This is a genomic window from Streptomyces sp. MspMP-M5, from assembly GCF_000373585.1.
In the GTDB taxonomy this organism is placed as follows: domain Bacteria; phylum Actinomycetota; class Actinomycetes; order Streptomycetales; family Streptomycetaceae; genus Streptomyces.
In genome coordinates this window covers 105278-115224 of record NZ_KB891888.1, presented here as the reverse complement: position 1 = coordinate 115224, position 9947 = coordinate 105278, and the positions used below count along the sequence as shown (strand labels likewise).

At 74.0% G+C, this 9947-nt stretch carries 9 protein-coding genes; 3 read left to right on the top strand and 6 right to left on the bottom strand.

The features are described 5' to 3' along the window. Both B073_RS0116370 and B073_RS0116365 read left to right on the top strand, forming a co-directional pair. Nucleotides 1-405, top strand: a 405-nt coding sequence (locus B073_RS0116370; protein WP_026247445.1) for a cbb3-type cytochrome c oxidase subunit I, incomplete at its 5' end; no start/stop codon positions are given. 37 nt (nucleotides 406-442) lie between these two features. After that, nucleotides 443-823 carry a hypothetical protein gene (locus tag B073_RS0116365; protein ID WP_026247444.1) on the top strand — a complete coding sequence of 127 codons (381 nt, stop codon included), beginning with the start codon at nucleotides 443-445 and terminating at the stop codon, nucleotides 821-823. Here B073_RS0116365 and B073_RS0116360 read toward each other — a convergent pair. Beyond that, nucleotides 795-2027 (bottom strand): cytochrome P450, encoded by a 1233-nt coding sequence (locus B073_RS0116360; protein ID WP_018539168.1) that lies wholly within the window; start codon nucleotides 2025-2027, stop codon nucleotides 795-797. The genes B073_RS0116365 and B073_RS0116360 overlap by 29 nt on opposite strands. Nucleotides 2028-2308: 281 nt before the next feature. Here B073_RS0116360 and B073_RS0116355 point away from each other — a divergent pair, with 281 nt between their 5' ends. Continuing rightward, the gene (locus tag B073_RS0116355; RefSeq protein ID WP_018539167.1) at nucleotides 2309-3478 is read left to right on the top strand and encodes a steroid 3-ketoacyl-CoA thiolase; all 1170 of its coding nucleotides are present in this window, start codon (nucleotides 2309-2311) and stop codon (nucleotides 3476-3478) included. Between the two features lie 336 nt (nucleotides 3479-3814). Here the strand turns inward: B073_RS0116355 and B073_RS0116350 are convergent, their stop codons facing one another. Genes B073_RS0116350 through B073_RS0116330 form a run of 5 tightly spaced genes read right to left on the bottom strand, consistent with a single transcriptional unit; the run spans nucleotide 3815 to nucleotide 9621 of the window. Next, on the bottom strand, nucleotides 3815-4702 hold the full coding sequence (locus B073_RS0116350; protein WP_078508040.1) for an ECF transporter S component: 888 nt from the start codon (nucleotides 4700-4702) through the stop codon (nucleotides 3815-3817). Next, nucleotides 4651-6315 (bottom strand): ABC transporter ATP-binding protein, encoded by a 1665-nt coding sequence (locus B073_RS0116345; protein WP_018539165.1) that lies wholly within the window; start codon nucleotides 6313-6315, stop codon nucleotides 4651-4653. Before B073_RS0116345 ends, B073_RS0116350 begins: the two co-directional genes overlap by 52 nt. Continuing rightward, nucleotides 6312-7580, bottom strand: a complete 1269-nt coding sequence (locus B073_RS40120) for a CbiQ family ECF transporter T component (protein WP_202487326.1) — start codon at nucleotides 7578-7580, stop codon at nucleotides 6312-6314. Before B073_RS40120 ends, B073_RS0116345 begins: the two co-directional genes overlap by 4 nt. Then, the gene (locus B073_RS0116335; RefSeq protein WP_018539163.1) at nucleotides 7577-8287 is read right to left on the bottom strand and encodes an SCO2322 family protein; all 711 of its coding nucleotides are present in this window, start codon (nucleotides 8285-8287) and stop codon (nucleotides 7577-7579) included. Before B073_RS0116335 ends, B073_RS40120 begins: the two co-directional genes overlap by 4 nt. Beyond that, nucleotides 8284-9621, bottom strand: a complete 1338-nt coding sequence (locus B073_RS0116330; protein ID WP_018539162.1) for a prenyltransferase/squalene oxidase repeat-containing protein — start codon at nucleotides 9619-9621, stop codon at nucleotides 8284-8286. Before B073_RS0116330 ends, B073_RS0116335 begins: the two co-directional genes overlap by 4 nt. Nucleotides 9622-9947: the final 326 nt, after the last annotated feature.

The following is a 9947-nucleotide window of genomic DNA, read 5'->3' as shown; positions in this document are numbered from 1 at the left end:
GGCAAGATGCTGGACGAGCGGCTGGGCAAGATCACGTTCTGGACGCTGTTCATCGGCTTCCACGGCACGTTCCTCGTCCAGCACTGGCTCGGCGCGAAAGGAATGCTGCGCCGCATTCCCGACTATCTCGCCGCCGACGGCTTCACCACGCTCAACACCGTCTCGTCTCTCTTCTCGTTCCTGCTGGGCCTGTCGATCCTGCCGTTCTTCTACAACGTCTGGAAGACCGCCAAGTACGGCGAGAAGATCGTGGTGGACGACCCGTGGGGATATGGCCGCTCGCTGGAGTGGGCGACCTCCTGCCCGCCGCCGCGGCACAACTTCCGCACCCTGCCGCGCATTCGCTCCGAATCCCCGGCGTTCGATCTGCACCACCCCGATGTCGCGGCCGCGATCGAACGGTGAGGAAATCGACGGTGAGGGAGTCGTGAGGGAGCAGGAAATGCCCAGGGCCGACGAGAACGGCGGGGGAGAGAATCGCCCGATGGCGGCGGCGATCAATGAGATCGAGGGTTATCTGCTGTGGGCGGCGGAAGAAGAGCGGGCCCGCAGCCGGGCGGAGGAATTCTGCGCCCGGCTGCCCTGGCTCACCGCGTCCCAGCGTGCGGACGTCGTCCGCCAGTACTGCCGGGAGCAGCGCGCGCAGTCCCGTTCCTACTGCGAGCGCGTCGCGGTCCGCAGTGCCGCCCTGCGGACCGAGTACGAGGACGTCTACCGCAGGCTGCGGCGCCGCATGGTGGCCGCATTGCTCGGCGTCGGCGCCGTCGAGGTGCTCACCCTGGCGGTACTCACCCTCAGCGGTAGCGCACCTGGAGTTCCTTGACCCCGTTGAGCCAGGCGGAGCGCAGCCGGCGTGGGTCACCGGCCAGCGAGATGCCGGGCACGGCGTCCGCGAGGGCGTTGAAGATCAGGTCGATCTCCAGCACGGCCAGGGACTTGCCCAGGCAGAAGTGCGGACCGCCGCCGCCGAAGCCCAGATGGGGGTTGGGATCGCGGGTGATGTCGAAGACGTCGGGCCGGTCGAAGACTGAAGGGTCGTGGTTGGCGGAGGAGTAGAAGATCCCGACCCGCTGGCCCTTCCTGATGTGCGCGCCGCCCAACTCGGTGTCCTGGGTGGCGGTGCGCTGGAAGGAGACCACCGGGGTCGCCCACCGCACGATCTCCTCGGCGGCGGTCGCCGGGCGCTCGCGCTTGTAGAGCTCCCACTGGTCGGGGTGGGTGAGGAAGGCGTGCATGCCGTGGGTGATGGCGTTGCGGGTGGTCTCGTTGCCGGCCACCGCCAGCAGCAGCACGAAGAACCCGAACTCGTCGGAGCCGAGGTTCCCCTCGTGCTCGGCCGCCACCAGCCGGCTGACGATGTCCTTGGCCGGGCACTCCTTGCGGGCCACGGCGAGGTTCATCGCGTACGAGATCAGCTCCATGGCCGCGTTGGTGCCGACCTCCTCGGTGATGGCCAGTTCCGGGTCGTCGTAGGCGATCATCTTGTTCGACCACTCGAAGATCCGGGCCCGGTCCTCCTGCGGGACGCCGATGAGCTCGGCGATCGCCTGGAGGGGGAGTTCGCAGGCGACGTCGGTGACGAAGTCGCCGGAGCCCTTGTGCCGGGCCTCCTCGACGATGTGCCCGGCGCGCCGGCGCAGTGCCTCCTCCAGGGCGCGGATGGCCCGCGGGGTGAAGCCGCGCTGGACGATCTGGCGGACCCGGGTGTGCTCCGGCGGGTCCATGTTCAGCATGATCAGCTTCTGGACCTCGATCTGGTCCCGGGAGATGGTCGGATTGAACCGGATGATCGAGGTGTTGAGATTGGCCGAGAACACCTCCGGTTTGGTGGAGACCTCCTTGACGTCCGGATGGCGGGTGACGACCCAGTAGCCGTCGTCGTCGAAGCCGGCGATGCCGTGTGGCTGGGCGTTCCACCACACCGGCGCGGTCCGGCGCAGCCGGGCGAACTCCGGGAGCGGGACCCGGGACTGGTAGACGTCGGGGTCGGTGAAGTCGAACCCTTCGGGCAGCGCGGGGCAGTGCATCGGCGACTCCTGGTCCAGCTGACGTGGGACGCCCTGACGGCACCGTCGTCCGGCCAACAGCTTGGCTGACGGCCCATCAGATGCAGGTCGCGGTGAAGGTAGTAACGAGTTCTACAAGTGGCAAGGGTCATGGCAACGCCACTTGTGCACAAGTGGCCTGCAGCCCTCTTGCGCCGCACCGAACCGCTCAAGAGACTGTTCGCGGAACTAGAACGCGTACTAGTTCTTCCCTCCGTGGGCGCCGGGACGCCCGCGGACGCGAGGAGAGGACGAGTTGAGTCATGGCCGCGGAACCCGTCATCGTCGAAGCAGTACGCACCCCCATCGGCCGGCGCCAGGGCGCGCTCGCCAACCTCCACCCCGCCTACCTCCTGGGTGAGACGTACCGCGAACTCCTCGCCCGCACCGGCATCCAGCCCGACTGCGTGGAACAGATCGTCGGCGGCACCGTCACCCACGCCGGCGAGCAGTCCATGAACCCCGCCCGCAACGCCTGGCTCACCATGGGCCTGCCCTACGAGACCGCCGCCACCACCGTGGACTGCCAGTGCGGCTCCTCCCAGCAGGCCAACCACATGGTCGCCAACATGATCGCGGGCGGTGTCATCGACATCGGTATCGGCTGCGGCGTCGAGGCGATGTCCCGCGTCCCGCTCGGCAGCGGCTCCAAGCACGGCCCCGGCAAACCCTGGCCCGACGAGTGGAACGTCGATCTGCCCAACCAGTTCGAGGCCGCCGAGCGGATCGCCCGCCACCGGGGACTGACCCGCGAGAACGTCGACACGCTCGGCCTGCTCTCCCAGGAGCGGGCCGCCACCGCCTGGGCCGAGGAGCGTTTCAAACGGGAGACCTTCGCCGTCCAGGTCCCCACCACCGAGGACGAACAGGCCGCCGGCCAGGGCATGTGGCGGCTGGTCGACCGCGACGAGGGCCTGCGCGACACCGACATGGAGGCCCTCGCCGGCCTCAAGCCGGTGATGCCCACCGCCGTCCACACCGCCGGCAACTCCTCGCAGATCTCCGACGGCGCCGCCGCCCTGCTGTGGGCCTCCAAGAAGATGGCCCGCGCCCTCCGGCTGCGGCCCCGGGCCCGCATCGTCGCCCAGGCGCTCGTCGGCTCCGACCCGCACTTCCACCTCGACGGGCCGATCGACGCCACCCGGGCCGTCCTGGGCAAGGCCGGGATGTCGCTGAGGGACATCGACCTGGTCGAGATCAACGAGGCGTTCGCCTCCGTGGTGCTCTCCTGGGCGCAGGTCTTCGACCAGGACCTGGAGAAGGTCAACGTCAACGGCGGCGCCATCGCCCTGGGCCACCCGGTCGGTGCCACCGGCGCCCGCCTCCTCACCACGGCCCTGCACGAACTGGAGCGCCGGGACAAGGAGTTCGCCCTGATCACCATGTGCGCGGGCGGGGCGCTGGCGACGGGGACGATCATTCAGCGGCTGTAGCGTCGGCGGGGGCGGGCGGAGGGGCGTCCCCTGCCGGGGCCGGTCGGTTGCACGGTTGCCCGGCCGGAGGGGCGCCCGGCCGCCCGGCGCACGGTCGCCCGGCCGGGCCCTGAGAGTGGAACTGGGGGAAACCCCGAGGGAGTTGGGGGTCGACCCGCATGCCGCGGCGGGCCGGGCCGCCGTAGCGTCGGAGCCATGAAGAAGACCACTCCGCACCACGCGTCCCATCCCGCCGTCACCCGTACTGTCGCCGCCCGTACCGCTGCCCGTACCGCCGCCCCGCCGGTGGTGCAGGCGGTGATCCCGGCCGCGCCGCCCGGCTCCCGCGCGGGTCCGTCAGGACCGTCCCGCCGGCCCGGCCGGGTCCACGAACGCCACCGGTGCCTCGAACGCCGCCCGGCGCGTCGCCCGCCGCAGCGCCTTCAGCACCGTGCCGCCGAGCGTCAGCGTGAGCACGACGGTGACCACCGCCCGCGGCAGGTCCCACCCCAGAGACGTCGCCAGGCAGTACGCCAGATAGCGCGTCAGGTTGGCGGAGAGTGGATCGCCCGGCACGAACGACACCCCGGACGCCAGCCCGCCGATGTACGGCCAGCCCTGGAGGTTCATCACCAGGCCGTAGCCGACCGACGCCACCGCTCCGTACCCCGCCAGCAGGAGCAGCTCGCGCCGGCCCCGGACCCGGTCGGGCCCCGGCAGTAGCCCCGCCCCCATCGACACCCAGCCCATCGACAGCATCTGGAACGGCATCCATGGTCCGACACCGCCCGTCAGCAGCGCCGAGGCGAACATCGCCACCGACCCCAGCACAAAACCGAAACCGGGCCCCAGCACCCGCCCCGACAGCACCATCAGGAAGAACATCGGCTCGATCCCCGCGGTCCCCGCGCCCAGCGGCCGCAACGCCGCGCCCGCCGCGGCCAGCACCCCGAGCATCGCGATCGCCTTGGCATCCAGGCCGCTGTCGGCGATGGTGGCCACCACCACCGCCAGCAGCAGCGGCAACAGCGCGGCGAACAGCCACGGAGCGTCCTGCGAATGCGCGAGCCCGGAGGCCGAACCAGCCAGCAACGGCCAGCCGAAGGCCACCACACCGCTCGCCGACACCAGACACAGCGCGGCGACCGACCGCGGACCGAGCCGCACCGCACGCACCCGCCGGGCCGGCGCCGTCACGCCGAGGCCCCTTCCAGGGAACGGGCCACCTGCGCGACGGTCAGCCACGGCAGCGGCGCCAGCACCTTGGCGACCTGCGGCGCGAACGCCGGGGAGGAGACCACCACGTCCTCGGTCGGACCGTCCGCGACGACCTCCCCGTCCGCCAGGATCACCACTCGGTGGGCGAGTTCGGCGGCCAGCTCCACATCGTGGGTGGCCAGCACGCACGCCTGACCCTCGGCGGCCAGCCCCCGCACCACCTCGACCAGCCGGGCCTTGGCCGCGTAGTCCAGGCCGCGGGTGGGCTCGTCGAGCAGCAGCAGTGGCGGACGGGCGGTCAGTACGACCGCCAGTGCCAGCGCCAGCCGCTGTCCCTCGGACAGATCCCGCGGGTGGGCCGCGTCCGGCACCCCGGGCAGCAGCCGCGCGACGAGCTTGCGGCAGCTCCCGGCGGGTGCGTCCGCGTCCCGGTCCGCCGCGGTGCACTCCGCCGCCACGGTGTCGGCCGACAGCAGGTCCCGCGGCTCCTGCGGCACCAGCCCGACCCGGCGCAGCAGCTCCCGCGGCCGGGCCTTGTGCGGGGCGGCGCCCCCGACCCGCACCGACCCCGCCGACGGCGGATGCATCCCGACCAGCGTGCGCAGCAGCGTGGACTTGCCGGCACCGTTGCGTCCCATCAGGGCGACGGTCTCACCGGGCCGGACGGTCAGCCCGACGCCGTGCAGCACCGGAGTGCGGTCCCGGTGGACGCCGAGACCCACGACCGCGGCGACCGGCTCCGCGCCCGCCCCCGGTTCGGCTCCCGGTCCGCCGCCGGGTCCGGCTCCCGGCCCGGCCGCCGGTCCGGGAGCCGGCGCGGCCACCGCCGACAGCCGCTCCCGCAGCGGGGTCGCCTTCCGGCGGGCGTCCCGCACCGACAGCGGCAGCGGTGCCCAGCCGGCCAGCCGGCCCAGCTCGACCACCGGCGGCCGTACGGGCGAAGCGGCCATCATGCCGGCCGGATCGCCCATCACCGGGGCCGCGCCGGGCCCCGGCAGCAGGATCACCTGGTCCGCGTACTGCACCACCCGCTCCAGCCGGTGTTCGGCCATCAGCACCGTCGTCCCCAGGTCGTGCACCAGCCGCTGCAGCACCGCCAGCACCTCCTCGGCGGCCGCCGGGTCCAGTGCCGACGTCGGCTCGTCCAGCACCAGGACCTTGGGATGGGTCGTCAGCACCGAACCGATCGCCACCCGCTGCATCTGCCCGCCGGACAGCGTGCGGACGGCCCGGTCCCGCAGCTCGGCCAGGCCCAGCAGGTCCAGGGTCTCCTCGACCCGGCGGCGCATCACGTCCGGGGCGAGCCCCAGCGACTCCATGCCGTAGGCCAGTTCGTCCTCGACGGTGTCGGTGACGAAGTGCGCCAGCGGGTCCTGGCCCACCGTCCCGACCACATCGGCCAGTTCACGCGGCGGATGGGTGCGGGTGTCCCGCCCGTCGACGGTGACCCGGCCGCGCAGGGTGCCGCCGGTGAAGTGCGGCACCAGCCCGCACACGGCGTTCAGCAGCGTCGACTTGCCGACCCCGGACGGGCCGACGAGGAGGCACAGCTCCCCCTCGGGCACGGTCAGGTCGACCCCCTGGACGGCCGGCGCGGCGGCATCCCCATAGGTGACCGAGACCTCCTCGAAGCGGATCACTGGGCGGACTCCTTCGTGCACGGGCCGGAATCGGAGGGGCGGGAGGGCTGAGACGTACGGGAGGGGTCAGCTGTACGGGCGGGACGAGACGTAGGGGAGGGATGAGATGTACGGGAGGTACGAGGGGGAGGGACAGCGGTGGCCGAGCGGGCCGCCGGGTCCGATCCGCGGGCTGCGCCCCGAGTGGGCCCCGGTGCCGGCGCAACCACCGCCGGTACCAACCCCACCAGCAGCGACAGCGCCGGCCACAGCGGCAGCACCGGCGCGGTCAGCGGCACCGCCGGCGGATGCAGGGCCCCCGGCGCATAGCCGTTCGCCGCGATCATCAGCGCCGCGACCGCGACCCCCGAACCGGACACCAGCCACGCCCGGACGCCCCACGCCTCGGGCCGGTAGCGGGTCCGCACCGACCGGCGGCCGCCCAGCCACAGCCCGGCCAGCGCCGCCGCCAGACCGACCGCCAGCAGCGGCAGCCCGTAGCCGCCCCCGGAATCGCCCAACAGCCCGTACGTCCCCGCGCACACCCCGAGCAGCCCGCCCAGGGTCAGCACCGACGTCAACCGCCGTACGGCGGGCGGCACCTGGGCCGTCCGCCCGTAGCCGCGTGCGTCCATGGCCGCGGCCAGCGCCACCGACCGCTCCAGCGCGCCCTCCAGTACCGGCAGCCCCACCTGCAACAGCGCCGCGACACCGCGGTCCGGGCGGCCGCGCAGCCGCCGGGCCGCCCGCAGCCGCTGTACGTCCGCCACCAGGTTCGGCGCAAAGGTCATCGCGACCACCACCGCCACCCCCGCCTCGTACAGCGCACCGGGCAGCGACTTCAGCAACCGGGCCGGATTGGCGAGCGCGTTGGCGGCGCCCACACAGATCAGCAAGGTGGCCAGCTTCAACCCGTCGTACAGCGCGAAGACCATCCCCTCCGCCGTCACCCGGCCCCCCACCCGGACGCCCTTCGCCCAGTCGGGAAGGGGGAGTTCGGGCAGCGTCACCAGGGTGTGGGTACCGGGGATCGGCGAACCCAGCACGAACGCGAAGACCAGCCGGACGCCCAGCACCACCAGCCCGAGCTTGACGAACGCGCCGTACGACCGGGCCCACGGCGCGTCGGTCCGGCGCGCCGCCACGACGTAGCCGGCCACCCCCGCCAGCAGCCCCAGCAGCAGCGGATTGGTGGTCCGGGACGCCGCGGTCGCCAGGCCGAGCGCCCACACCCACCAGGCGCCCGCGTGCAGCGCGGTACTGCGGGTGGCGCGCGGGGCCCTCATCCGCGCCGCCGGCGCGCCTGCCACACGCCGGCCGCGCCCAGTACGACCACGGCCCCGATCCCGCCGACCACACCGGCCGACGGGCCCCCGCCGTCGTCCCCGCCCGCGGCACCGCCGGCACCGCGCCGTGCCGTTGCCGTCGCCGTTGCCGTCGGCTGCGCCCCGCTCCCGTCCACCTGCTCCGCGCACCCGGACCGCGGATAGCCCGCGATCCCGCACAGCAGCGCATCGGCGTCGTAGCGCAGCGGCTTGGCGACCGCGGCCAGCGCCTCGCCGGCCGGGGCGTCCGCGGGCACCCGGGCACAGCCGGTGCGCCCGGCCGGCGGATGCTCACCGGGCGGGGCGTCCGCCGCGGAACCGAAGTCGATCACCACACCGACCCGCTTGTCCCCGGACCGGGCCGGGGTCGTACCGCAGAGCGCGGCGAAGTCCGGGGCGGTGCGCGGGCCGGCCGCCTTGGCGGAGTCCGCGCTCACCGAGAAACGGAAGCCGACAACGGCCCCGTCGGCCGGCCGCGCGGTGCCGGGCCCCTCCGTGGCGTACCCCCACGCGGCGCTCTTGCCGCCGGTGTTCGGGCCGCCGTCCCAGAAGGACCAGTAGCGGTACTGCTGCGCCTGGGCGGGCCCGGCCCCGAGACCCGTCACCGCCCCCGCCAGCAGCAGCCCGCCGACGGCCCGCCGGGTCCAACCGTGCCGCAGTATGTTCACAGCGCGTTCTTGTTCTTGTTGCGGCCGCTGATCAGGAAGCCGATGCCGGCGCCGACGGCCAGCCCGACACCGATCACCCACCACAGGCCGATGCCGCCGCCGTCCGAAGTGCCCTTGTCCGCGGCCGGCGACGGCGCGGCGCTCGCGGCCGGCGCGGGCCCGGTGGCGTCGAGCGCGCTCACCAGGTCGGTGCCGCCGAAGGCCCGCGGGTCGGCGCCGGTGGCGTGCGCGGCGAGGATCAGCTGGGCGTACGCGGCCGGGCCGTTCTGCTTCGCCCAGGCCCCGGCGTTCTTCTCCAGCCACGCCAGCGGCTGCCGGGCGGCCGTGCCGTGTCCGCCGGCCGCCAGCGCGACCACCGCGTCCGCGGTGTTGCCCACGTCGGGCTGCTGCTCGGCGCCCGGCATCGCGGACCGCAGATGCTGCCCGCCGGCGTCCAGCTGTCCGACGAGCCAGCTCGCGCCGCCGTCCGCGGCCGCCGTCCGGGCGTCCGCGCCGCTGCCCCGCACCGCGTCCTTCGCACAGTCCGGCGCCTTGACCGGCCGGTCCGCGTCCTTGCCCGCCGGCGCCACGACGAAGCCCTTGCCCAGGGCCCCGGTGACCGCGGCCGCGGTCGCGTCGGCGTTCGGCGCGGCGTTCTTCAGCTGGAAGGTGAACGCCCCGCGCTCGGCCTCCTTCGCGTCGCACCCGAGCCGGAACGACAGCAGCGCGTCGTACGGCGACTTGCCGCCCTTCGCCGTCACCGACTCCGGTTTCTCACCGGCCGCCGCGAGCGCGCCGATGACCACCGCGGTGGAGTTGGCGTCGCTCGCCTCACCGCCCTGGCCACCGGGCATCGAGCTCCAGCCGCCGTCCTCGTGCTGGACGGACTTCAGCCACGTCACGGCCTTGCGCACCGCGTCGCCGTGTCCGCCGAGCGCGGTCAGCGCCTGGATCGCGGCGGCGGTCTGGTTGGTGTCCCGCATCGTGGCCGCGTCGCACGCCTTGCCCGGCTCCGGCCGGTACGCGGCGAACGCGCCGTCGGCGCACTGCTGCCCCGCCAGCCAGTCCACCGCGGACGCCGCCGGGCGGACCCCCACCGTGTGCTGCGCCACCAGCGCCAGCGACTGCCGCCACACACCGTCGTACTGCGGGTCCTTGGTGCCGTACAGGCCCTTGGGCAGCTTCTGCTGCGTGGGCTGCGGCGCCGCCGGGCCGTCGGCGTACGCGACGGGGGCCGCGGCACCGGCCAGCACGGCGGCGGTCGCCGCGGCGGCCAGCGCCGTGGCGGCGCGGCGCGCCCGGGGAGCGGCGGAGTGCGGCTGCGGCGCGGCGGCCTGGGAAGCGGTGGGGGCCATACGGGCCATCGGGTGGGTGCCTCTCGGGTCGGTCGGAGTCGCGGCGGGCTACGAAGCAGAGCCGGGCTCGGTCGACCGCCCGCGCGGCACGCGCGGCGTGCGGCACGGTGGCACCGGGCTCAGCTCCGTAAACCTCGACGGTGCCGCGCACCGGCCGTCCGCAGGGGCGGCGGTTCCGGTGGCGGGAGCCTTGTCGTGCCCTACCGGGTGCTCCGGCTGGTCCGGTCGCGCCGGGCGGCCGGAGTCACGGATGGGGGCGCCCCCCGGGGCTCGAACGAAGTCGAGAGCTTGGGGGAGGGCCAGCGCCGGATTTCCACCGGCTTTCC

Excerpts from the sequence above, each read along its gene's own strand:
- B073_RS0116365 (WP_026247444.1), top strand. The coding sequence starts at position 443 with ATGCCCAGGGCCGACGAGAACGGCGGGGGAGAGAATCGCCCGATGGCG.
- B073_RS0116360 (WP_018539168.1), bottom strand. The coding sequence starts at position 2,027 with ATGCACTGCCCCGCGCTGCCCGAAGGGTTCGACTTCACCGACCCCGAC.
- B073_RS0116355 (WP_018539167.1), top strand. The coding sequence starts at position 2,309 with ATGGCCGCGGAACCCGTCATCGTCGAAGCAGTACGCACCCCCATCGGC.
- B073_RS40120 (WP_202487326.1), bottom strand. The coding sequence starts at position 7,580 with ATGAGGGCCCCGCGCGCCACCCGCAGTACCGCGCTGCACGCGGGCGCC.
- B073_RS0116330 (WP_018539162.1), bottom strand. The coding sequence starts at position 9,621 with ATGGCCCCCACCGCTTCCCAGGCCGCCGCGCCGCAGCCGCACTCCGCC.